The following is a 24,076-nucleotide window of genomic DNA, read 5'->3' as shown; positions in this document are numbered from 1 at the left end:
GGTGGTGTGTGTGTCAGTCCCATAGCTTCACGATGTGGCTTGCGGTGGGGGCGGTTGGCGGGTTTGGCAGCTGCACCAGCAGGCCCAAAGGCAGCATCGGTCCGCGTGCAGCTAGGCCGGGATTCAATGCGTAGGTGGCTTCGGTGACGCCCGCTGTCTGGCCCAGGTGCCGCAGGCACAGCAGATCCACGGTGTCGCCTTGCTGGGTACGCACGGTGAATGCCATGGCTAGATCAGCTCACTGGTCATGCGGGGCTGACCCAGGATGTCGCGCACAGCGTGCAGGGCATCACGGCGGTATTCGTCGGCTTGCAGGCGTCGGCCTTCCTCGCCCCGTTCAGCGCGGCCTGTGGCATCTGCATCGGCGTAGCGCTCTGCCAGATCAGCCTTGGCGTATGCATAAACAGCGCGTTCAAAGCGTAGAACCTGGAGGCTTGCGTCGTTGATGTGAACGCATGGAACCTGGGCCAGCGTTGTGTAACCCTTGGCCTGCTGCTCTGCAGCCCAGGCGGTGAGCTGGTCAATCACGTTGCTCATGGCTGCGATGGCAGCATGTTCAAGGCGCTGCGCAGTGACGCTGGCGTCAACCGCCACATTGACGCGCACCAGCTCCATGGAAATAACCGGCCAGAAGGAGCCTGCATTCAGACTGCTCTTCGGTGGCGGCGCAGTGGTTGCCTGTGGAATGATGATGGTTTGCAGGGACATGATGTTCAATGGCGATTTGTTCAGTCAGTGCCAGGGTGGGCGGTGGTTGCAGGACGTTGCCAGGGCCAAAGCCCAGCGCGGCCCTGCAAGCCGCCCGGCACGGGGTGTGCTCGGTTAGCGCCGCACCTTGCTTGCCGATTTGGCAGGCGCTTTGCGGCTAGTGGTTTTGCGGGCTGGTGGTGTTGCAGCTGGCTTGACAGGCTCCACAGGAGCTACATCCACCACTTCCTGCGCCTCGTTTGTCTGTTGTTTGGCACGCTGCTTGCGGGTGATGCGTTCAATGTCTTTTTTGACGCCAGACATGGGATCCAGGTGCAGGGCCTGCATCAGCAGCGCCAGGGCACCAGCCAGGGTGTCGGCAGGCAGTTCGTCCAGGGGTGCTTCTTCTGCGGTTTGCACCTTGCCCAGCATGGCGTAGGCCGTGGCCTTGCACAGCTTGGCGCGGGCTTGGTCAGGCGCATCCTTGCCTTCGGTGATGGCAGCGGCAGCGCTCAGGTGTTCGGCGGGGTGGGTGGCGTCTGCCACCAGAGTGGTGTGACCGTCTTCATCCACCAGTGGGCGCAAGGGGTGCCACTGCCCACGCAGGTAGGCGTCGGAGAATTCATCCATGACCAGGGTAGCGGTGGTGCGCTGGTACTGGTCGGGCAGCGGCATACTGTGCTGGATCACGTAGCTGGCCATGCGCAGCGCCAGACCGTAGGCACCCGCATCTATGGCCCACACCATGGCAGTGGTCAGCACATCGTCGCGCCCACCTTGGCCTGTAGACAGCGTGCCTTCAATCCAGGGCAGGTAGTCAGGCAGCATGCGGGCCTTGGCTTCGCGCTTGAGCTGCACCGACTGCATGGATTTGAGGGCGCGTTTATCGGTGGCCAGCTTGGCCAGCATGAGTTCATAGGCGCTGCCTTTTAGCTCGATGCCGTAGGGGCTTTCCGCCTGGGCTTTTTCAGCCAGCACGCGGGCGCGGTGACGTTGGGCGGGGGTGAGTGCCATGGTCGTTTCCGGTGAGGGTGAAGGGCGGGCCACCCGCTGCTGGCAAGCGGCCCGGGTGGCTTAGTCCGTGGTTAGTTCAATGTTTTCCAGCAGCACGGCCTGTCCTACGTCTTCGATCACGTAGTCGTCGTTACTGGACTGGTAGTCCTCAACGCGGCTGCGTTTGGGGTTCTCAACGATGTGGCGGCGGCGGCTGCCTAGCTGCCAATACACAGACAGGTTGTCCAGGGTGGTGATGAACATGCCGTTTTCCGGGAAGAACGGCACCTGCACGGCCTGCAAACCGCCCACGCGTTTTTGGCTGATGACAATGTCTGCGGCCAGGGTTTCGGTGGGGGCTTGATCGGTATTGACCAGCGGGAAATACTTGTCGTGCAGCAGTTTGGAGCCCAGGATGCACACCAGATTGGGGTTGTTGCGGTGCCAGGGGTCCAGCAGCTCGCGGGCATCAAAGACGGCGGCGTCCAGATTCTTGTAGTCGCCAGCACTGCCGATCAGGAGCTTGCCCGCTTGCTTGACGCCTTCTGCCATGACACGCTCGGGGGCTTCTTCACGCAGTTTTTGCAGCCAGCCTTTGTTGACGTCTTGCAGCAGCGGGTTGGCAGCAATGTCGGTGTCTGCGGCAATCGAAGTACCGTTGAAGCCGATGCAGATGCGATCCAGCGCCTGGCGCTGGGCCAGCATTTTGGCGATGCGCACCTGAAAGTCTGGAAACTTGGCCCAGGCATCGATCTTGGCGTAGGTCAGGTGGGTGTCGTAGTCGGTGTGCTGGCAGTGGTAGCCGCGTGCGGACAAGCTGGTCAGGTCGCGGGTCTGGCGCTCTTTAGTGGCGGTATTGGTGCGGCTGGCAACGGGGCCAGACAGCGACAGACCCAGCTTTTGGCCTTGCTGTTCATCCACGGAGACGATGTTGATTTTGCTCAGGAACTCGCTGGACTCCTGCACGGCAGTTTCCAGCTTTTGCTGCACGCTGGGCGCCACAGAGAAAGTTTTGTCGGTGTCGCCGAGGGCAACGGCAGAGAGAGTGGCTACGCGGTCCAGGTATTTGTTGAATGCAATGCGGCTTTCGTTACGCATGATGAAATCCTTTGGTGTGTGATGGGGCGGATGGGTGCGGCTTAGAAGTCGGCTTGCACGTCACCGTTGCCGCCGCTGGCAGTGGGGCGCCGGGTAGGGAGTTCGGTGGTGTCGAGCTGGGCGTATTGCGTCTGGAGCTTTTCAACGTCAGAGCGCAAGGTGGCCAGGGCTTGGTCAGTGGTGGCCTGGTGTTTGGCAACATGGCCCGCATGCGCTGCAAAGCTGTCACCCATTTGCACCATGGTTTCGGCTACGACGTCAAAGCGGGCGTCGTCAGCAGCGCCTTTGCCGGTGAACTTGGCCATGGCTGCTGTCAGCTTGGCCTTGAACTTTTCAAGCGCCCCGGCGTCAGCTTCGTCCTCAAACTCCAACGCCACGGGCTCGGCGGCGGTGAACAAGTCATCGGGGTGTTCTTTGCGCAGCTTGAAGGGGTTGGCGTTGGGGTTCTGGGCTGCGAACTGCAGCATTTCGGTACCCAGGCTGGCGGGGTTGTCGGTGACAGCCATGCCCACCAAATAAGCCTCGCCGGTGTCGGCAAAGCTGGGGCGAATTTCAATGGAGCTGTAGATTTTCTGGCGGCGTTTGTTCAGGTCAATCAGCTCATCGGTGGCATCGATCTGGGCGTAGAGCGCCAGCTTCTTTTTGCCGCCGATATCCACTTCTTCGGTTTTGACGGCCAGTACATCGCCATAGGCGCGGAAGTCCCCAGCGGGGTTCAGCCCGCGGATGTGTTCGAGGTTGATGCGGGCGCCATAGACCTTGGGGTCGTAGTTCTTGGCGATTTGCAGCAGTAGTTCACGGTCGATGGTGCGGCCATCAGAGGTGGCACCTTCTACGGCTACGCGGAAAAACCGGGTTTTCTTGGGCATGGGGCAGGGCCTCGCTGTGGTGGGTGAAAGTCTTGGTGGATTGCAAAGACTTCATGGTGCGTAGCGGTGCAGCGGCCCTCAAGCAGAGGTTGTTGTGGCGGTTTAGGTGACGGATTCGGGCGCTGGAGCGTTGCCAGTGCCCCCGGAACACTTCCTGCCATGCAGGAAACGATCACACCACAACAAGCCTCGGTTGATATGCAGCCGGACTTAGCCGCACTGCTGGCCGCGCAAGCCCATGTTGATGGCGCCGCACGCCAAGTAGCTGCGCTGGCCGATGGCTCCCAGCCGCGCACCGTGGCGCGGCACATGTACTGGACGGGCTGGCGCATCAAGCTGATTGCCGAGCACCTGGGCCTGCCTGCCAGCACGGTCTACGGCTGGTGCAAGAGCGAGAAATGGGACGAAGCCAAGCCGCTGGAGCGTGTGAACGGCACGCTGGAGCTGCGCTTGGTGCAACTCATCATGCGAGAGAGCAAGACCGGGGGAGACTTCAAAGAGATTGACCTGCTGGGCCGTCAGCTGGAGCGCACAGCCCGCATTGAGCGCTACCAGGACAGTGGCAAGGAGGGTGACCTCAACCCCAATATTGCCCGGCGCAATGCCACTCCCAAGCGCAAGCCCAAGCGCAACGAGTTTTCGCAGGAGCAAATTGACCAGCTGGTGGAAATCTTCCACGCGGGCAATTTCGTGTACCAGAACCGTTGGTTTGAGGCGCAACAGGAACGTATCCGAATCTTACTTAAAGCCCGGCAACTCGGGGCGACTTGGTACTTTGCACGGGAAGCACTGATTCGCGCTATCACGGAAGGCCGCAATCAGATTTTTCTGTCTGCATCAAAGGCCCAGGCGCACCAGTTCAAGAACTACATGATTGCTTTTGCGCGTGAAGTGGATGTGGACTTGAGCGGTGACCCCATCATGCTCTGGAACAACGCAGAGCTGCATTTTCTGGGTACCAATGCGGCCACGGCGCAAGGGCGCAGCGGGGACTTTTATTTTGATGAGTTCTTCTGGGCAGGGAACTTCAAGGTGCTCAACAAGGTGGCAAGTGCCATGGCCACGCACAAGCACTGGCGCCGGACTTACTTTTCAACGCCATCTGCCAAGAGCCATGAAGCCTATGCGTTCTGGACGGGGCAGGATCGCAACAAGGGGCGAGACCAGTCCAAGCATTTGCAGCTGGATGTGAGCCACAGGGCGCTGGCTGCAGGCATGCGCTGTGCGGACGGGCGATTCCGTCAGATTGTGACGATGGAGGATGCAGTGCGCCAGGGCTTCAACCTGGTGGACTTGGAAGAGCTGCAGGATGAGTACCCAGCGGACGAATACGCCAATCTGTTTGACTGCGAGTTCATCGACGATAGCAATTCGATTTTCACGCTGGCTGCCATGCAGTCGTGCATGGTGGATGCGTGGGTCGAGTGGGCCGATGACTGGAAGCCCTTGGCACAGCGCCCGTTTGCCCGCAAGCCTGTGTGGGTGGGTTATGACCCCTCATATACCGGCGACACCGCCGCCCTGGTGGTGATCGCTCCACCGGAAGTGCCTGGAGGCAAGTTCCGGCTGCTGCATCGTCAGCAATTTCGCGCTGTGGACTATGAGGACCAGGCGAAATACATCTACAGCATTACCGAGCAGTACAACGTGGCCTTTATGGGGATGGACACCACGGGCATGGGACATGGCGTGTACCAGCACGTCATCAAGTTTTACCCGCAGGCACGGGCGTACCACTATGACCTGGCGCTCAAGTCTCGTCTGGTACTCAAGGCGCAGCATGTCATCACCAAAGGGCGGTTGCAAATGGACCATGAATGCACGGACGTGGCCGCCGCATTCATGGCCATCAAAAAAGTGCTGACCCCGAGCCAGCGGCATGTGACTTATCACAGCGGTCGATCGGATGACATTGGTCATGCGGATTTGGCCTGGGCGGTGATGCATGCGCTGGATAACGAAAACCTGGCCGGTGATGTGCTGGGCGGCAATTCTTCTGTGGAGATTTACGAGTGATGAAAGCAATGAACAAAGCGGCCTCCTTGGGTGTGGGCGAGATGGAGGTGTTCACCTTTGGTGAGCCAGAGCCCATGGACCGGATGCGCTTGCTGGACTATGCGGAGGCTATGTTCAATGGGCGCTGGTATGAGCCGCCATATCCGCTGGATGGGCTGGCGAATGCGTTTCGAGCGTCACCGCACCACAGCTCTGCGATTTTCCTGAAACGCAACCTGCTGACATCGCGCTTTGTGCCGCACCCGATGCTTTCGCGTGAGACATTCAGCGCCTGGGTGCTGGACTTTCTGATTTTTGGCAATGGCTACCTGGAAAAACGGCGGGCACTGACAGGGCGTGTGCTGCGCTATGAGCATGCACTGAGCCGCTACACGCGGCGCGGCAAAGATGATCGCTTTTTCTACGTTCCCAACTACGCGGAAGAACACGAGTTTGCTCCGGAGTCGGTGTTTCAGCTGCGCGAATACGACATCAATCAGGAGCTGTATGGGTTGCCGGAATACATCAGCTCCATTCAGGCTTCCATGCTGAATGCGTCGGCCACCATGTTTCGCCGCCGTTACTATGAAAACGGCAGTCACGCAGGTTTCATCATGTACCTGTCAGACGCAGCAGTGGGCAACACCGATGTGGACAAGCTGCGCGAACAACTGCGCCGCTCCAAGGGCCCAGGTAACTTCCGCAACCTGTTTGTGCACGCACCGAACGGCAAGCCAGACGGCCTCAAACTGATTCCAATCAGCGAGGTGGCTGCCAAGGATGATTTCAGTGCGATTAAAAACGCCAGCAAGGAAGACGTGCTGGCCGCGCACCGCGTACCACCGGGCCTGCTTGGCATCATCCCCAACAACACCGGCGGCTTCGGCAACGCCGCGGAGGCCCGTCAGGTGTTCATCGAAAACGAAATTGAGCCGCTCAAAACCAAGTTCATGGGTATCAATGAGTGGGCACGGGAGGAGCTGGTGAGGTTTGTGGAGGAGCGTGGCGGTGAGGGGTGATTAGTTGTAGGCTTTTGATGGTCAGAAGAGGTCTGTTTTGCAGCGATTGCTGCGGCTCATGTCGGCTGCCCGAACAGCCGGTTCCAGCCTGATAGCAGCCACCCCAAGTACATCTTCGGCAAACCCTCACAGGCTGGTTTCAGGTGAGTAGCGGACAGTGACCAAGATGGGGGGGCAATGTCCGCTCTCACGGGATTTGAAGTGGCGTTATCGACCCTGAGCAGACAGCCAAATTACTAAGGTTTGACTTCAGCGGACCAGCCAGCGTAGCTGGCGCAGGTCCACTGTAAGGATGGGTTAGCAGTCATTTGCGATAGAAGCCAGCGGCTTGAAGCTGAGGCAAACGCCGTTTGATCGGGTGATACATCGCAGCGAAACACAGGCCGAAACAAAGCATAGGCCAAAGCATGGCTGGAAGCTCAATTAGATCGGGCAGATGAAGCTTAGTCACGGCGATCCATCCGAACAGCGGTGCCACACCCATTGCACTGAGCAGGAGCCATAGCAATGCCCCAATGGCAACCCGAAACAAACGAGGAAAGCCACCGATGACCAGCAACCCGCGAACGTAGACCCGAGTAACCACAAGCAACAATGCGGCACACATGCCGAACCAAATCGGTGGTGCGAGCAACTGAACGACAAAGGAGAGCATGATCGCTAACTTGATTTAGAAGACTTGCGATGCGCATGCCTAGTTCGCCTAATACTATATGAGTGTGCAACTCCACAGGCAAATTCGCTGTTGCAGCGTTTAGGCTCACCTAAAAATTTTGATCTTAGTCTTTGGCGGTGCCTGAAGATCAGAGTCCGAAAGACTGCTTCTGGCCGAGAGCGCCATTTCGGTCAATCCCCCGAAGGCAGGCGCTAGTTAGTTTGCTCCTGCTAGTGATTGACAGCTTTGGGGAGCCATGACGATCGCATGCTTCCGGCCAGGAGTTGACCGTCAGATAGGTACGCCGAGACCGGATATATGTAGCTTCGTTGCGTACCATCATGCCTTGGCAAGACTCATGGGTGTGCGATGATAAACATGTAAAAAAATGTTTTATCTACCATGCATGAGGGTGAGACGAATGCGCTTGAGGACTGTAACGATTAACAATTTCCGTTGTTATAGGGAAGAAATCAATATAGATTTTTCTGACCTCACTACCTTTGTCGGGCGAAACGACATAGGTAAGTCAACGGTTCTGGAAGCTTTAGAGATTTTCTTTAACAACAGCATAGTCTCAATTGAACAAAGCGATGCGCATGTACACAGCGGCATTGAAAAGGTCGAAATCACTTGTGAATTCACAGATTTCCCTGATTCGCTAACCCTCGACGCTGGAGCTGAAACATCCCTGGCGGAGGAGTACTTGTTGACGAACACTGGAACCCTAAAGCTTCGAAAAATTTATGACTGCGGCAATAAGAAGCCTTCGGTTGAAATTTTCGTGCTTGCCAATCACCCTTCTGCCGCAGGCTTTCAAAACCTTCTCGAACTGAAAGAAAAAGAACTGCAGGCAAAGGTCAGGGAATTGAAGCTGGATGTACCACTGAAGGGCAATCCTGGAATGCGTAAGGCAATTTGGGCTGCGGGTGGTAATTTGCAGCTCAGAGAAACCGCCATCCCCGTGAGTAAAGCAAAGGAAGACGCAAAGAGAATTTGGGATCAGATCGAAAGCTACCTTCCAATGTTCGCCCTTTTCCAAAGCGACAGAAGCAGTAAGGACTCCGATGACGAAGTGCAAAGCCCAATGAAAGTGGCTGTGGCTGCTGCATTAGCCGAAGTTCAAGCAGATATAGCAAGGATTCAGCAACGTGTCCAAGAAAAGGCTGAGGAAATTGCCAAAAACACCCACGAAGCACTAAAAACCATTGACCCTGGGCTAGCTAACGAGTTGAGTCCAGAATTCACTCCACCAACCGCTGCCAAGTGGCTTGGCTTGTTCTCCATCGGACTTAACACTGATTCCGGCATCCCCCTGAACAAACGTGGTAGTGGTGTCCGGCGGCTGGTTCTCGTTAGTTTTTTTAAGGCTGAGGCGGAACGTCGTCTGAAGACCAGTAACCGTCGCAGCATCATCTACGCAATCGAAGAGCCGGAAACCGCACAGCATCCCAATAACCAACGGATATTGATTGAATCATTCAAATCCCTCGCTTCGGAATCTGGATGTCAGGTCGTTCTTACCACGCACAGCCCTGGGTTTGCCGCCGAGCTTCCAAATGAAAGCATTCGCTTTATTTTTCGGGATGGTGCTACAGGAAAGCCTGTTATCCAAGCTGGTGCCGACGTCTTCGGTGCTGTCGCGGAAACTCTTGGAGTGACACCTGACAGTCGCGTCAAGGTATTGCTATGCTTAGAAGGCCCCACTGACGTTAGCGCATTAAAAGCCCTCAGCAAGGCGCTACACGCAGAGGACAACTCGTTGCCGAACCTTGAAAACGATGACCGAGTTGCTTTCATCGTGCTCGGGGGGGGGAACCTAAAGCATTGGGTTGATGAGCACTACTTACGCGGACTTAGCCGAAAAGAAGTTCATATCTATGACGGCGATGTCGCTAGCTATGCTGCGTCAGTCGCAACGATAAATGCTCGCGGAGATGGTTCCTGGGCTGCTCAGACCATCAAGCATGAAATTGAGAGTTACCTTCATTCCGATGCGATCAATGATGCATTCAACGTATTAGTGGAAGTCACCGACCATCCTGTCGATGGCAAAGCAACTCCAAAACGCTTCGCAGAGGCGTATTCTGCAGCACAGAATTACGACGGCGTAATGAAAGACGGCACAGCCAAGATTCGGCTAGCAGAGCGGGCCTTCCCTTTGATGACCGCCGCTCGAATTCATGCCCGTGATCCAGAAGGTGAGGTCGTAGGATGGATGCGGAGAATTAGAGACATGCTCCAGTAAACCGTGCCAGAGTTTGCCATATTTGGAAGTGTTTGGATCAGAACTATTGCGCAACGTACGAATCAAACCTCATCTTCTCGATTTCCATAATGTCGCCTTTGAGTCGCAGCACCAATTCAACTCGTGCAATAGCTGTCACTCGGAGCTCGTCAGAGTCCTGTGACTGCTTTGAGGTGCATAACGGACCTGTAAGGAGGAATCAATGCAATGACTGCTTTGGGTAGCAGCAGTCATTGACCTTGCAGGATTGACCGACTGCAAGCAGCCTGAAGCGATCTACTAAACAATCGCATTGTGTGATCGCTTTTGCCCATATTCGGCCCATCTGATTCATCGCACAGGCAAGTCGATGAATGACCGATTTGTTATCCCAAACAGGTGCTGCTAGCGCCTTTTTGTGGGAGTTCTTTGCGCCTGATCGAGTATCCACACGGGGGTTCTTAGGTCTCTGAATACGCTTTTCAAGTAGATGCACACCATTGCCTTCTCAACCCCACGGCGCGCCACATCGCCCCCACCGCGCCTGCCCGCTTCGTGTACTGCAAATTACTTGCAGGTCGCTGGAGCCTGAATGGCTCCAGGCTTGGCGCTGACGCCAGTTTCACGGCCTAGCTTAATTACGGGGAATTACGAGAAATTTTTACGAAGCCGCTGGGTAAGTAAGATCAATCTTTTAGCCGTGGATGACGGTTTGTAGGGTGTGTTGGGCATCTCAGAAAAAATGATGCTTTTTCCCCTCATAATCACGCCCTCGTGACAGTTTTGCTCTGCACTGTCACCAAACTGTCACCGTAAGGCGACTGTGTGAATTTTGATAAGCAGAGTTTTTTGCTTAAGCAATTGTTTTTATTGATGAAAAACTTGCTTAACGCCTTTAGCCTAGGCGATTAAATTGGCTCATGTAGAGGAACACCATGTACAAAAACCTCGCAGCCACGCTCGTGGCCGCCTGCGTTATTGCCCCCGCTTTTGCACAGCCTTCGGCAACGCTCAAATCCCCCCCCTCAGATTCACCACCGCTCAAGGCTGCTTTTGTCTATGTCACGCCGGTTTTGCCTGCAGGTTGGACACGTCAGCACGAGGAAGGCCGTCTGATGTTGGAAAAAGCCTTGCCTGGGAAGGTGCATACGACGGCGGTGGACAACGTTCCCGAAGGGCCGGACGCCGAGCGGGTGTTGCGCGATTTGGTGGCGCAGGGCAACCAGCTCATCTTTACCACCAGCTTTGGCTATATGGAGCCTACGCTGCGCGTGGCCAAAGAGTTTCCAGCGGTGAAGTTTGAGAACATCACTGGTTACAAGCAAGCAGCCAATGTGGCCACCGCCAATGCGCGTTATTACGAAGGTCGCTATCTGTCGGGGATTGTGGCAGGGCGCATGAGCCAAAGCGGCGTGGCTGGCTTTGTGGCGGGGTTTCCTATTCCCGAGGTTGTGCAGGGCGTGAACGCGTTTGCGCTGGGCATGCGCAGCGTCAATCCCAATGCGCAGGTCAAAGTGATCTGGCTTAACACCTGGTTTGATCCGGCACGTGAGCGCGATGCTGCGATGAGCTTGATGGACCAGGGCGCAGATGTGCTGTCTTTCCAGGTGGCGAGTACGGCAGTCATGGCGGCGGCGCAAGAGAGGGGCAAGATGGCCATTGCTTTTCACTCCGACATGCGCAAGGACGGTCCGGATGCCCAACTGCTGGCTGTAACCCACCATTGGGGCAGCTACTATGCCGAACGCGCCAAAGCCGTGCGAAACGGTTCATGGCAGGCTGGCGATGTATGGGGCGGTGTCAAAGAGGGCATGGTGAAGGTTGAGCACTTTGGCCCAAGCTTGCCCGAAGCAGTGCGCAAGGAAGTGCTGGCACGCCAAAAAGCGATGGCACAAGGCAGACTCCAGCCATTCCACGCTGTGGATGCGGATGTGCGCGACAACCACGGCCAGTTGCGTATTCCCAAAGGTACGCAGTTGACAGATGCGCAATTGCTGCAAATGGATTGGCTGGTGCATGGCGTGGTGGGTAGCGTGCGCTAGCCTTCACAAAAGCCAGCGCTTGTGTGGGCGGTAAGTACGTAGCCTGCAGACAGCGCATTCACTGGAAAATCGGGGGTTAGCTGCGCGAGCAGTCTCAGGTATGGGGCTAGCTACACGTGCCAAAGCCTTGAGGGCCAAACGCTCGTTACTTCTATTATTTTGGGATTGCCAGAACTTATGTCCACCACCATCTATCGCAGTGCATTGCTCCGTTTTTCCGAAGATGGCTGCCCGCTTTACGACAGCGATGGTTTGCTGGCAGTCCGAGCGGATGCCCATGGGCAGCAGCGTGTTGTGGCTGCCGGTAGCTGGCAAGCGCTTCAAGCTCAGTATGTAGGGCAGGCCGATACTGAACTGGTGGAGTTTTCGGGAAAGCTGATTGCCCCCGGTTTTGTGGATATGCACATTCATTACCCGCAAACCGATGTGATTGGCGCACCTGCCGATGGCCTGCTGCCTTGGTTGGAACATTACACTTTCCCGCATGAATCTCGGTTTCATGACCGTGCATATGCCGACAGCGTGGCGGAATTCTTTTTGGATGAACTGCTGCGCAATGGTGTGACCACGGCGCTGACTTTTGCGACCTCTCATCCTGCATCCGTGGATGCCATCATGGCGGCTTCGCAATCGCGCGGTATGCGCATGATGGCTGGCAAGGTGCTGCAAGACCGCCACAGCCCTGATGGGGTGCGCGACGAGACCGAGCAAGGCTTGATCGATACCGAAGCGCTGATTCAGCGCTGGCACGGCATGGATCGGCTAGGTTATGCGATCACCCCGCGTTTTGCACCCACCAGCAGCCCAGCGCAATTGAAGGGCGCGGGCGAACTGGCGGCCAAATATCAAGACGTTTGGATTCACTCTCACGTCTCTGAAAACCTGGATGAAATTCGCTGGGTACGTGATCTTTATCCTGAGGCCCGCAGCTATCTGGATGTTTACCAGCGTTTTGGTTTGATGCGCGAGCGTGCCGTGTATGCGCACTGCATTTGGTTGGATGAAACAGACCGGGCATTGATGCGTGAGACACAGACTGCGGCAGCCATCAGTCCAACCAGCAATCTGTTTTTGTCCAGTGGTTACTTTGATTACCGCAAAGCCGATGCTGCGGGGTTTATGTACGGCCTGGCCAGTGACGTTGGTGGAGGGATGAGCTTTTCTCCTTTCCGAACCATGCAGGCAGCCTATGTTGTTGGGCGTGAGCACCACAGCAAAGAGGGGCTGAGCCTCAAGCCTAGTCACCTTTGGTGGCAGCACACCGCCGGTGCAGCCAAGGCGCTGGGCCTAGCGGGTGTGGTTGGTAATCTGCTGCCAGGTTGCGAGGCTGATTTTGTGGTGATCAACCCTGCATGCACGCCTTTGCTTGCGCGCAAAACACAACAGACAACCTCGCTGGATGAGTTGCTTTTTGCCATGATTGTGCTCGGAGATGACCGCTTGATTGAGCGAACCTTTGTCTCTCAAGCAAAATAGCGTTATTGCGCGTAGACCCGCCAACACCATCTTTGATACATCGTTGCTTCGTCTTGCCGTACCTGATGTACTGTCTGCGGCTTTGCGCTTTGTTTCAAACAACAGCCTTCGAATGGCTGGATGGTGTGAGCGTCTTTGATCAGGTCGTGCACACAGCTATAAAAAATTCAGTGAACAGGACACCTTCATGAGCATCATGAGCGACAAGTGGATCCGCAAGATGGCGGAAGAGCACGGCATGATTGAGCCGTTTGAGCCCGGCCAGATCCGCGAAGCCGATGGAAAAAAAATTATCAGCTATGGCACATCGAGCTATGGCTACGATATTCGTTGCGCACGTGAATTCAAGGTGTTCACCAACATTCACAGCACTGTGGTGGATCCCAAGAATTTCGATGAAAAAAGCTTTGTTGATTTCGAAGGTGACTACTGCATCATCCCACCCAACAGTTTTGCCTTGGCGAGAACAGTGGAGTACTTCCGCATTCCGCGTGATGTGCTGACGGTGTGTCTGGGCAAGAGCACTTACGCACGCTGCGGCATCATTGTGAATGTGACTCCTTTTGAGCCCGAGTGGGAAGGCTATGTGACGCTGGAGTTCTCCAATACAACGCCTTTGCCTGCCAAGATTTATGCAGGCGAAGGCTGTGCTCAGGTGTTATTTTTGCAGGGCAATGAGCCGTGTGAGACCAGCTACAGAGATCGTGGGGGCAAGTACCAAGGTCAGCATGGAGTGACCTTGCCACGCACTTGATTGCGCTGGAAGTTTGCAAAAAAGCCGACTTGGAGTCGGCTTTTTTTGTGTATGTGGGCGAGGCATCAGTCCATGCGGCAAACGCGGTTGCGACCGTTCTGCTTGGCCTGGTACAGGGCTTCGTCACTGCGCTGAAGCATGGCGTCAATATCGCCTGCATCTTTGCTGCGCAAGCTGCTGACGCCAACGCTGATGTGGACAGTGCCCACTGGAGGAATATCCAGTGCTGCAATGCTTTGACGTAGTGTTTCGGCCAGATGCATGGCGGAGTCCCCGTCGGTATCTGGAAGTAGCAGCACGAATTCTTCGCCGCCAAAGCGGGCAATGAGATCCGCTTGCCGTGTGCGTTGGGTCAATGCCTGTGCCACTCGTTGAAGTACCAGGTCGCCTACGCCGTGGCCAAAGCTGTCATTGATGCGTTTGAAAAAGTCAATGTCCAATGACAGTGCGCTCAAAGGCCGTCCACTGCGTCGCGCCAAGGCCAGAGCCAAGGCCGCTTGTGATTCGAAGCCACGTCGGTTGAGTAACCTGGTCAAGGGATCTGTGCTGGCCTGACGCTGCAATTCTGCGTTGACAATTTCAAGCTCTTTGGTGCGCTGGCGCACCTGTTCTTTCATTTCTTCATTCGCACGCAACAGCTTTTGGGTCATATGGGATAAGGCGTGCGAAAGCTGTCGTACTTCGCGACTGTCCCCGGTGACAGGCAAGGGCGTGTGAACCGCACCTTCTTGCAAGAGCTCTGCTGCTGAGGCCAGGGTCTTGAGGTCTTCACTGAGGTGCTGAGCCAATCGCCAGGCCACAATGGCGGCGAGCAACCCCACAAACAAGCCTATTGCCAAGGCTAGCCAGATAATGCGGTTGGCCCCTGCAAATGCAGTCTCGATAGGCTGACGGGCAACGATCCACCAGTCTAAGTCTGTGATGTTGTCGGGCAACTGGACGGCAGTGGTGAGAAAAGGCTGCGTTCTGTCTTTCCAAACAGCTTGTACTGGCACGCCAGCCGCAGCATCACGCAGTGATTTGGGATCAAGCGGGAGGCGTTGACCCAATTCTGTATATGGAGACATGAGCCCGGAGGGGGCGTAGATCAATTCACCGTATTGATCAAAGATGAAAATATCTTGTTGCAAGGCGTGGCCTGCACCTTGCAACAAACGCTCGACCGAGTCGCGAACCCAATCCCAGCTGGTATGAAGACCGAGCACGCCTACAACGCGGCCATCTGGGCTATAGATGGGAGCCGAGAAATCTACCAGCCGCAATGGCTCTCCATGAAGTCCGCGAGGCAGCAAATCAGCCAGGAGCTTTGCGGGATGCACCTCGCTGATGAAAGGGCTGTTCAAACCTTCTTGAAACCAGGGACGGGAAGAGACGTCTGTTCCTTGCAGCATGCCGCCAGTGGCGTTGAGTATGGTGCCTTGGGCATTGGCAACGCCAATCCAGACATTGTGTGGATTGATGTGTTGCACGCGGTTGAGCATGGTGCTCACGCTGTGTGCTTGTAAGCCGTTTTCCCATAGCTCCTTAGAACGTGCCAGAACTTGGGTTCTGTGACTTTGCTGCGCAATCTCTTCATGCAGCAAGGTGGCTGCATTGCTAGCCACCATGCCAAGCATGGTGGCGGCTTGCTGTTGCAGCCGCAGCTTGAGCAGTTCACCGGCGGACAAACACAGAGCAATTGCCAGCAGGGCAGTGAAACCTCCAAAAACCAAGGCAATTTGCGTGCGAAGACTGCTCGAGGAAGAGAGGCGCTTACTCATGAGGGAATGGGGCGTAAGAGTCATGCATGGTCGTTCTCCGAAGTGGCGGCAGTGGCCCATCGCTGTCAGATACTTTTGAACGTATAGTGCGCTGTCTTGTTGACAAGCTGGCAACGAAAACTTTTCCTACATGTAATTGGCGTGCAGCCAACATCGCAACTCAGAAAGAAAAAACTAGCATTTGGGCAAGTTTTTATGAGTGTTGCTATGGATGCAAACAAGTTTGAAAAGTCGAGGCAGAAGCCATTGCTGCGTTGGGGTTTGGCAGTGCTTGGCCTGGGATTGGTAGTTTGGCAATTTTTCACATTCTTGGATATTGTGGAAGTGCACACTGCGCATGCGCAAAAAATTAGCCAATCTGCCAGCTGGGCCGGTCAGCCAGTGGGAGTGATGCCGCAGGTCCAGCCAGAAGCGGGCGCAGGGTTGGTGCCGCTAGATCATGCGCAGATCCCAAATACAGGCATGATGCGCGCTAATTTGCCTTAGTGCGATGAGGAGAAAATTATGAAATGGGAAGGCAATCGCCAATCCAGCAATGTGGAAGATAGACGCAGTGGCGGCGGTGCCCCCATGTTCGGCGGTCGCAATATCGGTATTGGCACCATTGTCATTGCTTTGGTTGGTGGCTGGGCCTTGGGTATCAATCCGTTGACAATCTTGGGGGTGCTCAGTGGAGGTGGCGGTGCGCCAGTGGCACAGCAGAACACTCCCGCACAAGGGCCACCTGCCAACGACAGCATGGGGCAATTTGTCTCAACCGTATTGGCGGATACCGAGGATGTTTGGGGCTCACTCTTCAAGCAAGCAGGCGTCAACTACGAGGAGCCCAAACTGGTGCTGTTTCGGGGGGCGGTGGGCACGGCATGCGGCACCGGTCAAGCAGCCATGGGGCCGTTTTATTGCCCTGGAGACCACAAGGTTTATATCGATCTCTCTTTCTATGATCAGCTCAGGAGCCAATTGGGTGCTCCTGGTGACTTCGCGCAGGCTTATGTGATTGCCCACGAAGTGGGTCACCATGTGCAAAATCTGTTGGGTATTTCGGGCCAGGTTGACCAAAGGCGCAGTCGTGTCAGCCAGGTGGAATACAACAGGTTGTCTGTGAAGCTGGAATTGCAAGCAGACTGCTTTGCAGGCGTTTGGGCACACCATGCCCAGAACCAGCGCCAGATTCTGGAGCAAGGTGATGTGGAAGAGGCAATGAATGCTGCGGCCAAAATTGGTGATGATGCCCTCCAGCGTGCTCAGACTGGACAGGTGGTGCCGGACAGCTTTACCCACGGCTCAAGTGCACAACGTCAGCGCTGGTTCAAAACCGGTCTGGAGACAGGCTCAATGAAGGCTTGTGATACTTTTTCTGCAGCCAGCTTGTAACAAGTCTTGCGTATAAGTGCGGCTTTATTTCCACGGAATCCGCGAAGTCACGCTGGATTTAATGACCCCACATAGTGCTTGGCCCGCACAGTGCGACAATAGCAGGCTCAATGACAAGTTCTTTTTCCTCTTTACTCTTGGCGGAGCCACTGGCACGCGCCGTGGCCGAAATGGGCTACGAGTCCATGACACCCATCCAGGCCCAGGCGATTCCGGTGGTACTAACCGGCAAGGATGTGATGGGTGCAGCGCAAACCGGGACTGGTAAAACAGCCGCTTTTTCGCTGCCGCTGCTGCAACGTTTGATGCGGCATGAGAACAGTTCGGCCTCGCCCGCACGCCACCCCGTGCGTGCCCTGGTGCTGTTGCCGACGCGTGAGCTGGCCGATCAAGTGGCCCAGCAAATTTCCCTATATGCCAAGCACACCAAGCTGCGCAGCACCGTGGTGTTCGGCGGCATGGACATGAAGCCTCAGACCATTGAGCTGAAAAAAGGCGTGGAAGTGCTGGTAGCCACACCAGGCCGCTTGCTGGATCACATCGAAGCCAAAAACGTGGTTTTGAATCAAGTGGAATATGTGGTGCTGGACGAAGCAGACCGGATGCTCGATATTGGTTTCCTTCCGGATCTGCAGCGAATCTTGAGTCATTTGCCCAAGACGCGTACCACCCTGCTGTTCAGTGCGACGTTTTCGCCGGAAATCAAGCGTTTGGCAGGCTGTTACCTGCAAGATCCTGTCACGATTGAAGTGGCACGTCCCAATGAGACAGCATCTACGGTTGAGCAGCGCTTTTACAGCGCCAACGATGATGACAAGCGCCGGGCTATTCAAGTGGTGCTGCGTGACGAAGGGATTCGTCAGGCATTCATCTTTTCCAACAGCAAGCTGGGATGTGCCCGCCTGACACGTGCGCTGGAGCGTGATGGCTACCGTGCTGCCGCGCTGCACGGTGACAAGAGCCAGGACGAGCGCTTGAAGGCCCTGGAAGCTTTCAAACAAGGCGAAGTGGATTTGCTGGTATGTACCGATGTGGCTGCGCGGGGCCTTGACATCAAGGATGTGCCGGCGGTGTTTAACTACGATGTTCCCTTCAATGCGGAGGACTATGTACACCGCATCGGCCGAACAGGGCGCGGTGGTGCCACTGGTCTGGCTGTCACCATGGTGGGCTCGTCAGACAGCAAGCTGGTGGGTGAAATTGAAAAGCTGATCAAACAGAAGATCAATATTCAAAGCATTCAGCTGCCTGAATCTCGACGTTTCAGAGATCGTGACAGTCAACGTGATGTGGCAGGTCGCGAGGAAGTGCAACGTAGTGCGTCAGCCCACGGTACACGTCCTGCGCGTGGAGCACGTCCCATGCGCAGTGCTCCGGCGGACCCTTTCTTTGACAAGCCATACCAGGCAACTGACTCACATATTCCTGCCTGGGATGCCGCTGGTAAAGCGTCGCCCAAAACATCGCCAGGGACCAAAGCCAAACGCAAGGTTGCTGCGCTGTTCAAGCCCATGGGTAGCTTCTAAGGCCTGCTACAGAATCTTTGTGGAAAAAGCCATGTCATGTGACGTGGCTTTTTTGTATGGACTGTGTGGTTTAGCCTGGCTTTTGCTCCTGCGTGCACCGAATCTGGTGCAGCTGGCGCTCTTGAAAGTCGTCGCCAATTTCCATGGCACTCAAACAGCCTCCCCAGATGCAGCCTGTATCCAGGGCGATCAAGTTGGGTCGATTGATCAGTCCAAGTGTGGACCAATGGCCAAAAGCGATCGTGTCTTTGGCTGTTTGACGGTTGGGACACTCAAACCAGGGCATTAAACCTGCAGGCGCTGCATTGGCAGATTCTGAGCTTCCAAAGTCCATTATTCCGTCTGCATTGCAAAAACGAATACGTGTCAGGGCATTCACAATGACACGAATTCGCTCACCACCGGTTAACAGTGGATCCCATTGATTGGGAAGGTTGCCATACATATGCATTAAGAAAATTGGCAAAGCATCGCCTTTGACTTGCTGGTGTACTTCGTCTGCCAGTTGCAATGTGTCTTCAAAGCTCCACTGAGGCAATACGCCCGCATGAACCATCAATATGCGTTGTCCTTGTCCATTTTCCAAGTAGCGTGCCAAAGGTTGTTGTGATACCCAATGCAGTAGAGCCTGCCTATCTGGTGCACTCAAAATACTTTGCAAGGTATCTCGTTTGCCCGGTTTGCGAATCCCATGGGCACTTGCCAGCAAATGCAGATCATGGTTTCCCAATAATGGTTTGATTGCATCCCCCACTTCCATGCATCGTCGTAAAACTTCAGCAGATTGAGGGCCTCGGTTGACCAGGTCACCCAGCAAATACACAGTGTCTCGGCTTGGGGAGAAGGAGATGTGTTGCAGAATTCGTTCGAAAGCTGCATTGCAGCCTTGGATATCACCAATCAGGTATGTACTCACTCTGTATCTTTCTAATGACCTTATCAAAGGTGTGCAGACATTGTCTTATTGACATGTAAGTGAATTTTAAGTCGGTTGTCGCGCATGCATGATGTAAGCCACTTCTTTAAGGCCTGTAGCTTGTGTTTTTGTAATATGGCTGTCATGGCATAAATGTAAAAATATCTTTTGTGCGATAAACGATTGTTGGATTTATTTATATATATATCTATAATTTGATGACCAACTGAAAGGAATCGGCAATGAGTTCTTATAAAGATCTTTTGAAGCAGCGTGATGATTTGGAAAAGCAAATTCAGGAGGCTCGCAAGCGTGAGTTGGCTGAAGCTGTCGGCAAGGTGCGCGCTTTGATTGAAGAACATGGATTGAGTGCAGAAGATGTATTCCCGCCAGCTCGTTCTTCGCGCGGTGCCAATGCGGGAACCAAGGTCGCACCTAAGTATAAGAATCCAGAAACCGGTGAGACTTGGACAGGACGCGGCAAGGCTCCAAAATGGATCCAAGATCAAGATCGCAGCAAGTTTGAGATCTGATTATGTGTAAGAAAAGGCCTGAATCTAAAGGCCTTTCTTACTTGCCTCATCAGACCGTCAATTATTCTTGCATTCAATCTGTAATAAAGTGTTGATTTGTTTTTTCTATTTTTGAAGCCCGCTGTGGTATCGCCGCTTCATTTGTGCGCGGTGTTTGCTTCTTATCAGCCTTCTGCAGGGCCTTCAGTGCACGCGCAGTGCAATTCAGCGCCACAATTTAGCGCATGAAAAAACAAGTATTGATTGCTGGCGGTGGCATTGCGGGGATGGCTGCGGCTTTGGGTGCATCGCACGCAGGCTGGGACGCACGCTTGTTTGAACGGGCAGCTGAGTTTTCGGAAGTTGGCGCTGGCGTGCAACTGGGGCCCAATGTAGTGCGTCGCCTACAAGCTTGGGGGTTGCAAAGACCTTTGCTCCAAGTGGTCGCAGTGCCCCAGCAACTGGTCGCCCGGAGTGCTGTCAATGGCCAGGTTTTGGCTTGTGCTCCGCTGGGGCAATCCATGGTGGAGCGTTATGGCGCAGCATATGTGACCATCCATCGTGCGGATCTGCATGGTGTGCTGTATGAAGCTGTGCAAGAGCGTGCCGATACTTTTATCAACCAAGGTCAAGAAGTCGTTGAGGTGCTGGGCACCGAGCGTGTCACCACAGTCAGACTTTCCAACAACAAAGAAGTTGAAGGTGATGCACTGATGCTGGCGGATGGTGTCTGGAGCAAGCTGCGAGGTCCCTTGCTGGGAGATCTCAGCCGTCCCCGGGTCTCTGGGCACTTGGCATACCGTGCGCTGTTGCCGATGTCGGACGTTCCTGCTGGCTGGCGCAGCAATGAGGTGACCGTGTGGTTGGGGCCGCACATGCATGCGGTTCACTATCCTGTGCGCCGGGGTGAGATGATGAATATCGTGGTCATCATTGAAGGCCCTGCTCCGCAAGATCTGGAGCAATGGGATCATGCAGGCAATGCACAGGTGCTGGAGCAAGCGTTGAAAAACTGCAGCAGCAATTTGCAGGATTTGATCCGCAGTGTACCCGCTGCAGGTGCGCAATGGCGTTTGTGGCCTTTGTCGGACCGAGCACCTATCCAGGGTCCTGAAGCCATGGTCAAAGGGTTGGTCGGCTTGATTGGCGATGCAGCTCATCCCATGCGGCCTTATTTGGCGCAGGGTGCAGGTATGGCTATTGAAGATGCCGCTGAACTCCAGCGAGCCTTGGCTATGGATGACCTGGATATTGAATTGCGCCTGAGCCGATATGCCTTGAATCGCTGGGCCCGCAATGCACGCGTGCAAGCGCGTTCCATACGCAATGGCAAAATTTTTCATGCCACAGGCCCGGTGCGTTGGGGACGAGATTTGGCGATGCGCACTTTGGGGGCCAAGCTGATGGATGTGCCGTGGCTCTACAGTGGAGAGGGCTCCAGCGCCAGCATCTTGTAAGCGCTGCTCTTTTGGTATTTGACGGTGATCGGCCTATTTTCTTTGGGGAATAGGCCGATTGGTTTTTCAGCTCACACCTTGGCTGTTCGCAGCAACGGCGATGCCGGCAGAAGGCGGTAGGCAATGGATGCTATGGCCAGCCACAGTGCAATGGTGAGCGCAACAGCGGTATAAGCTTCCCAGCCCTTGCTTATAGCCCAGGCGGCAACGACACCGGTAAACCACTGCATCAACGCGATACCTAAAAACATGGACATGGTGTAGAGCGACAGCGCCCGCCCTGTCATATGGCTGGGATAAGAGGCTCGCACATCGGCATATTGCAGCAATCCATAGCCTGAGAGCATGGCCATCAGCACGATGGTGAGCACATTGGCTGTTGCTTGGTGCCACAGGGCAAGGGTGACGAACAATGCCGCCATGCCCAGTGATAGGTTCGCCAGCCACTGGCGTCGTTTATATATGCCCGGATCCAGTCGACCAAAAATGGCTGGCGTAAATAGAGAAATAAGTGACACCACAAAAGCCACATGCCCGCTGTGCACCAGGCTGAATCTGTGGCGCTCCATGAGTAGTGGCGCAATCCAAAGTCCGCGCAGCGACAGAAAGGCTGCGTAACAAGACATGCCAAGCACCAAAATACCCCAGGTGTGTGGCAGTGTTAGCAGCTCGGCCATGCGTATGAACGCATGGCCCCATGTTTCTTTTGGGGGGCTGTCCGTATTAGGTAGTGCAGGCTCATGAACTTTGAAGAAGATCAGCAGCCAAGATAGTGCGCACAACAGGCTCAGCAGCCAAAAAGCACTGCGCCAGCCATATGATTCAACAACCCATGCCAGAGGCGTGCCTGTAAACAGAAGGCCCAGGCCCCCAAAACCTAGAGACAGGCCAGAAATAAACGCAAAGCGTTCTGCGGGGAAATGGCGTGCAATGAAGATGGTGCAGGCCAGAAAGGCTGGAGAACAGCCTACGCCGATCATCAGCTGGCCGAGCATCAGCCAGCCATAGCTGGGTGCCGCAGCAGACACCACAGCTCCCAGCGTGGCAAACGGGAAGGCATACAGCACCGTGCGGCGCAGACCATATAAGTCCATACCAATGCCCATCAGCAATTGAACAACACCAAAGGACAAGCCAAACAAGCCCGCAAAAGCTCCCAATGAACTGGCACTGATGCCAAAGTCTTGTTGCAAGCCCTGGGCCAGGATGGCCGTGATGGTGCGAAAGGCTTGGCTGAGCGCAAACCCGGTGAGTAATGCCAAAAGCATGATCCACAATGGGCGCTGCTGGCTGGGTTGAGCGAAGGTTGCTTGATTGGTCGACATCCGGTGACTATCTCCTGCTGGTAAGCCTAGCTTTAAGCTGTGCAGTGAACTGTCACCCCTGTGTGGGGATTTACCCTTGGCGAGCCTGCGCAGCTGACATAGAGTGGAAACTATGAGCACACGCACTTCTACACCCGTTGAAACTCTGGTTTTGCACTACACCGTGCGCAGATGTCCTTTGGGGCAAGTATTGGTTGCAGCAACACCGAAAGGGATTGCGGCAGTGTTGCTGGGCGACAACAAATCTGCATTGATTGAGGATCTGCAGCAACGTTACCCAGGTGCACAGCTGAACACAGGAGGCCCTGTGCTGCACCGCTGGAGTGATACGGTGCTGGAGATTCTGGAGCACCCCACGTTGCAGCATGTGGTGCCGCTGGATGCGATCAGTGGCACAGATTTCCAGCGCAAAGTGTGGAAGGCCCTGCGGGGTATTCCTGCCGGGCAAACGCGTACCTATACCGAACTGGCCCAGGCCGTAGGCCAGCCCCAAGCCGTGCGTGCTGTGGCGAGTGCTTGTGCAGCGAATCCTTTGGCGGTGCTGGTTCCATGCCATCGTGTGCTGCGCAGTGATGGCGGGTGGGGGGGCTATCGCTGGGGACTGGAACGCAAGCAGCAATTGCTTCAGCAAGAAGGTGCTATTGCAAAGCCATAGTTGATGGTGGAGGGCGGCGCATCTGTGTGGCTTATGCTGCGGCTGTGTGTCCTGAAATTGGGCATTGACTAACACCTTACACCGTCAAACCGGGTAGCTGTGGCTGGGTTTGCAAGGCCGCAGTGCGTCGCAGCAGGTGCGGGATATGCTGACGCTGGCTGGTCTGTATTTCACAGAGCAAGCGGTGAAGCGGTAGGGGAATATGCCAGCGGTGCTGAAGATCGCTTTGCATGCGCAGCAACAAGTGAGCGGTCATTTCAGCGTCGGCCAGCGCGCGGTGGGCTTTGTCTGCTGATGGGAGGCCCAGATAGCGGACGATACGGCCCAATGAATGGCTCGGCGCTTCAGGGTACAGGCGGCGTGACAGCAGAACTGTGCAGGCGAAAGGATGCATGGGCGCGCACCCGACGCGCTGTAATTCATCAATCCAGAATTTGCGATCAAACGAGGCGTTGTGAGCCACCATTGGCGTGTTGCCCACAAAGGTTGCCGCATCCCGCATGACAGTGGCGGCAGCTGGGGCAGCTTGCAGCATGGCATTGCTGATGCCGGTCAGCTGTGTGATGTTCCATGGCATGTGCTGGCCTGCGTTCATCAGGCTTTGGAAGCGATCAACTATCTGTCCACCCTCGATCAGCACAATACCGATTTCCGCGGCACGAGCACCGTGTGCGGGACTCATGCCTGTGGTTTCAAAGTCGATGATGGCAATGCGTTCGGTCATACAGGGCTATGC

At 55.3% G+C, this 24,076-nt stretch carries 22 protein-coding genes; 12 read left to right on the top strand and 10 right to left on the bottom strand.

All coding sequences use genetic code 11. The features are described 5' to 3' along the window. Window positions 1-13: 13 nt before the first annotated feature. The 5 genes from QEP11_RS11040 to QEP11_RS11020 form a co-directional block, all read right to left on the bottom strand. Window positions 14-226, bottom strand: coding sequence for a tail protein X (locus QEP11_RS11040; RefSeq protein WP_284336702.1), 213 nt, complete (start codon window positions 224-226; stop codon window positions 14-16). A gap of 2 nt (window positions 227-228) precedes the next feature. Then, a complete protein-coding gene (locus tag QEP11_RS11035; RefSeq protein ID WP_284336701.1) occupies window positions 229-708 on the bottom strand; it encodes a head completion/stabilization protein in 480 nt (159 codons plus the stop codon). Between the two features lie 114 nt (window positions 709-822). Beyond that, a complete protein-coding gene (gpM, locus tag QEP11_RS11030) occupies window positions 823-1,701 on the bottom strand; it encodes a phage terminase small subunit (protein WP_284336700.1) in 879 nt (292 codons plus the stop codon). A 60-nt stretch (window positions 1,702-1,761) separates the two neighbouring features. Beyond that, entirely contained in the window at window positions 1,762-2,778 is a 1,017-nt protein-coding gene (locus tag QEP11_RS11025) for a phage major capsid protein, P2 family (protein WP_284336699.1), read from the bottom strand. A gap of 41 nt (window positions 2,779-2,819) precedes the next feature. Next, window positions 2,820-3,647 carry a GPO family capsid scaffolding protein gene (locus QEP11_RS11020; RefSeq protein WP_284336698.1) on the bottom strand — a complete coding sequence of 276 codons (828 nt, stop codon included), beginning with the start codon at window positions 3,645-3,647 and terminating at the stop codon, window positions 2,820-2,822. Between the two features lie 159 nt (window positions 3,648-3,806). Here QEP11_RS11020 and QEP11_RS11015 point away from each other — a divergent pair, with 159 nt between their 5' ends. Then, window positions 3,807-5,663 carry a terminase large subunit domain-containing protein gene (locus QEP11_RS11015; RefSeq protein WP_284336697.1) on the top strand — a complete coding sequence of 619 codons (1,857 nt, stop codon included), beginning with the start codon at window positions 3,807-3,809 and terminating at the stop codon, window positions 5,661-5,663. Continuing rightward, window positions 5,663-6,661 (top strand): phage portal protein, encoded by a 999-nt coding sequence (locus tag QEP11_RS11010; protein WP_284336696.1) that lies wholly within the window; start codon window positions 5,663-5,665, stop codon window positions 6,659-6,661. Before QEP11_RS11015 ends, QEP11_RS11010 begins: the two co-directional genes overlap by 1 nt. Before the next feature lie 304 nt (window positions 6,662-6,965). Here QEP11_RS11010 and QEP11_RS11005 read toward each other — a convergent pair whose 3' ends face one another. Further along, window positions 6,966-7,316: a hypothetical protein gene (locus QEP11_RS11005; RefSeq protein WP_284336695.1), complete on the bottom strand. Its 351-nt coding sequence runs from the start codon at window positions 7,314-7,316 to the stop codon at window positions 6,966-6,968. A gap of 421 nt (window positions 7,317-7,737) precedes the next feature. Here QEP11_RS11005 and QEP11_RS11000 point away from each other — a divergent pair, with 421 nt between their 5' ends. The 4 genes from QEP11_RS11000 (at window position 7,738) to dcd (ending at window position 13,815) form a co-directional block, all read left to right on the top strand. After that, window positions 7,738-9,564 (top strand): ATP-binding protein, encoded by a 1,827-nt coding sequence (locus tag QEP11_RS11000; protein WP_284336694.1) that lies wholly within the window; start codon window positions 7,738-7,740, stop codon window positions 9,562-9,564. Between the two features lie 914 nt (window positions 9,565-10,478). Next, window positions 10,479-11,585: a BMP family ABC transporter substrate-binding protein gene (locus tag QEP11_RS10995; RefSeq protein WP_284336693.1), complete on the top strand. Its 1,107-nt coding sequence runs from the start codon at window positions 10,479-10,481 to the stop codon at window positions 11,583-11,585. A 177-nt stretch (window positions 11,586-11,762) separates the two neighbouring features. Continuing rightward, window positions 11,763-13,061 carry a guanine deaminase gene (guaD, locus tag QEP11_RS10990; RefSeq protein ID WP_284336692.1) on the top strand — a complete coding sequence of 433 codons (1,299 nt, stop codon included), beginning with the start codon at window positions 11,763-11,765 and terminating at the stop codon, window positions 13,059-13,061. Window positions 13,062-13,248: 187 nt separating this feature from the next. Beyond that, entirely contained in the window at window positions 13,249-13,815 is a 567-nt protein-coding gene (gene dcd / locus QEP11_RS10985; RefSeq protein ID WP_284336691.1) for a dCTP deaminase, read from the top strand. Between the two features lie 65 nt (window positions 13,816-13,880). On the opposite strand, the gene QEP11_RS10980 is transcribed toward dcd, so the two are convergent. Then, window positions 13,881-15,575, bottom strand: a complete 1,695-nt coding sequence (locus QEP11_RS10980) for a sensor domain-containing diguanylate cyclase (RefSeq protein WP_284336690.1) — start codon at window positions 15,573-15,575, stop codon at window positions 13,881-13,883. A 96-nt stretch (window positions 15,576-15,671) separates the two neighbouring features. On the opposite strand from QEP11_RS10980, the gene QEP11_RS10975 reads away from it, so the two are divergent. From QEP11_RS10975 to QEP11_RS10965, 3 genes are all read left to right on the top strand, one after another. Beyond that, entirely contained in the window at window positions 15,672-16,061 is a 390-nt protein-coding gene (locus QEP11_RS10975) for a hypothetical protein (protein WP_284336689.1), read from the top strand. 18 nt (window positions 16,062-16,079) lie between these two features. Then, a complete protein-coding gene (gene ypfJ / locus QEP11_RS10970) occupies window positions 16,080-16,949 on the top strand; it encodes a KPN_02809 family neutral zinc metallopeptidase (protein ID WP_284336688.1) in 870 nt (289 codons plus the stop codon). A 110-nt stretch (window positions 16,950-17,059) separates the two neighbouring features. Next, window positions 17,060-18,475 (top strand): DEAD/DEAH box helicase, encoded by a 1,416-nt coding sequence (locus tag QEP11_RS10965; RefSeq protein WP_284336687.1) that lies wholly within the window; start codon window positions 17,060-17,062, stop codon window positions 18,473-18,475. A 70-nt stretch (window positions 18,476-18,545) separates the two neighbouring features. On the opposite strand, the gene QEP11_RS10960 is transcribed toward QEP11_RS10965, so the two are convergent. Further along, a complete protein-coding gene (locus QEP11_RS10960) occupies window positions 18,546-19,391 on the bottom strand; it encodes a symmetrical bis(5'-nucleosyl)-tetraphosphatase (protein ID WP_284336686.1) in 846 nt (281 codons plus the stop codon). A 242-nt stretch (window positions 19,392-19,633) separates the two neighbouring features. Here QEP11_RS10960 and QEP11_RS10955 point away from each other — a divergent pair, with 242 nt between their 5' ends. Both QEP11_RS10955 and QEP11_RS10950 read left to right on the top strand, forming a co-directional pair. Further along, window positions 19,634-19,924 (top strand): H-NS histone family protein, encoded by a 291-nt coding sequence (locus tag QEP11_RS10955; protein WP_284336685.1) that lies wholly within the window; start codon window positions 19,634-19,636, stop codon window positions 19,922-19,924. A gap of 224 nt (window positions 19,925-20,148) precedes the next feature. Further along, the gene (locus QEP11_RS10950) at window positions 20,149-21,360 is read left to right on the top strand and encodes an FAD-dependent monooxygenase (protein ID WP_284336684.1); all 1,212 of its coding nucleotides are present in this window, start codon (window positions 20,149-20,151) and stop codon (window positions 21,358-21,360) included. Between the two features lie 71 nt (window positions 21,361-21,431). On the opposite strand, the gene QEP11_RS10945 is transcribed toward QEP11_RS10950, so the two are convergent. Further along, a complete protein-coding gene (locus tag QEP11_RS10945) occupies window positions 21,432-22,685 on the bottom strand; it encodes an MFS transporter (protein ID WP_284336683.1) in 1,254 nt (417 codons plus the stop codon). 112 nt (window positions 22,686-22,797) lie between these two features. Here QEP11_RS10945 and QEP11_RS10940 point away from each other — a divergent pair, with 112 nt between their 5' ends. Next, the gene (locus tag QEP11_RS10940) at window positions 22,798-23,340 is read left to right on the top strand and encodes a methylated-DNA--[protein]-cysteine S-methyltransferase (RefSeq protein WP_284336682.1); all 543 of its coding nucleotides are present in this window, start codon (window positions 22,798-22,800) and stop codon (window positions 23,338-23,340) included. A 76-nt stretch (window positions 23,341-23,416) separates the two neighbouring features. Here the strand turns inward: QEP11_RS10940 and QEP11_RS10935 are convergent, their stop codons facing one another. Next, on the bottom strand, window positions 23,417-24,064 hold the full coding sequence (locus QEP11_RS10935; RefSeq protein ID WP_284336681.1) for a 3'-5' exonuclease: 648 nt from the start codon (window positions 24,062-24,064) through the stop codon (window positions 23,417-23,419). Window positions 24,065-24,076: the final 12 nt, after the last annotated feature.

Source organism: Comamonas halotolerans (genome assembly GCF_030162935.1).
Classification (GTDB): Bacteria; Pseudomonadota; Gammaproteobacteria; order Burkholderiales; family Burkholderiaceae_C; genus Comamonas; species Comamonas halotolerans.
The sequence above is the reverse complement of the archived record's forward strand: the minus strand, read 5'-3'. Positions and strand labels throughout refer to the sequence as shown.

Excerpts from the sequence above, each read along its gene's own strand:
- QEP11_RS11040 (WP_284336702.1), bottom strand. The coding sequence starts at position 226 with ATGGCATTCACCGTGCGTACCCAGCAAGGCGACACCGTGGATCTGCTG.
- QEP11_RS11035 (WP_284336701.1), bottom strand. The coding sequence starts at position 708 with ATGTCCCTGCAAACCATCATCATTCCACAGGCAACCACTGCGCCGCCA.
- gpM (WP_284336700.1), bottom strand. The coding sequence starts at position 1,701 with ATGGCACTCACCCCCGCCCAACGTCACCGCGCCCGCGTGCTGGCTGAA.
- QEP11_RS11025 (WP_284336699.1), bottom strand. The coding sequence starts at position 2,778 with ATGCGTAACGAAAGCCGCATTGCATTCAACAAATACCTGGACCGCGTA.
- QEP11_RS11020 (WP_284336698.1), bottom strand. The coding sequence starts at position 3,647 with ATGCCCAAGAAAACCCGGTTTTTCCGCGTAGCCGTAGAAGGTGCCACC.
- QEP11_RS11015 (WP_284336697.1), top strand. The coding sequence starts at position 3,807 with ATGCAGGAAACGATCACACCACAACAAGCCTCGGTTGATATGCAGCCG.
- QEP11_RS11010 (WP_284336696.1), top strand. The coding sequence starts at position 5,663 with ATGAAAGCAATGAACAAAGCGGCCTCCTTGGGTGTGGGCGAGATGGAG.
- QEP11_RS11005 (WP_284336695.1), bottom strand. The coding sequence starts at position 7,316 with ATGCTCTCCTTTGTCGTTCAGTTGCTCGCACCACCGATTTGGTTCGGC.
- QEP11_RS11000 (WP_284336694.1), top strand. The coding sequence starts at position 7,738 with ATGCGCTTGAGGACTGTAACGATTAACAATTTCCGTTGTTATAGGGAA.
- QEP11_RS10995 (WP_284336693.1), top strand. The coding sequence starts at position 10,479 with ATGTACAAAAACCTCGCAGCCACGCTCGTGGCCGCCTGCGTTATTGCC.
- guaD (WP_284336692.1), top strand. The coding sequence starts at position 11,763 with ATGTCCACCACCATCTATCGCAGTGCATTGCTCCGTTTTTCCGAAGAT.
- dcd (WP_284336691.1), top strand. The coding sequence starts at position 13,249 with ATGAGCATCATGAGCGACAAGTGGATCCGCAAGATGGCGGAAGAGCAC.
- QEP11_RS10980 (WP_284336690.1), bottom strand. The coding sequence starts at position 15,575 with ATGAGTAAGCGCCTCTCTTCCTCGAGCAGTCTTCGCACGCAAATTGCC.
- ypfJ (WP_284336688.1), top strand. The coding sequence starts at position 16,080 with ATGAAATGGGAAGGCAATCGCCAATCCAGCAATGTGGAAGATAGACGC.
- QEP11_RS10965 (WP_284336687.1), top strand. The coding sequence starts at position 17,060 with ATGACAAGTTCTTTTTCCTCTTTACTCTTGGCGGAGCCACTGGCACGC.
- QEP11_RS10955 (WP_284336685.1), top strand. The coding sequence starts at position 19,634 with ATGAGTTCTTATAAAGATCTTTTGAAGCAGCGTGATGATTTGGAAAAG.
- QEP11_RS10950 (WP_284336684.1), top strand. The coding sequence starts at position 20,149 with ATGAAAAAACAAGTATTGATTGCTGGCGGTGGCATTGCGGGGATGGCT.
- QEP11_RS10945 (WP_284336683.1), bottom strand. The coding sequence starts at position 22,685 with ATGTCGACCAATCAAGCAACCTTCGCTCAACCCAGCCAGCAGCGCCCA.
- QEP11_RS10940 (WP_284336682.1), top strand. The coding sequence starts at position 22,798 with ATGAGCACACGCACTTCTACACCCGTTGAAACTCTGGTTTTGCACTAC.
- QEP11_RS10935 (WP_284336681.1), bottom strand. The coding sequence starts at position 24,064 with ATGACCGAACGCATTGCCATCATCGACTTTGAAACCACAGGCATGAGT.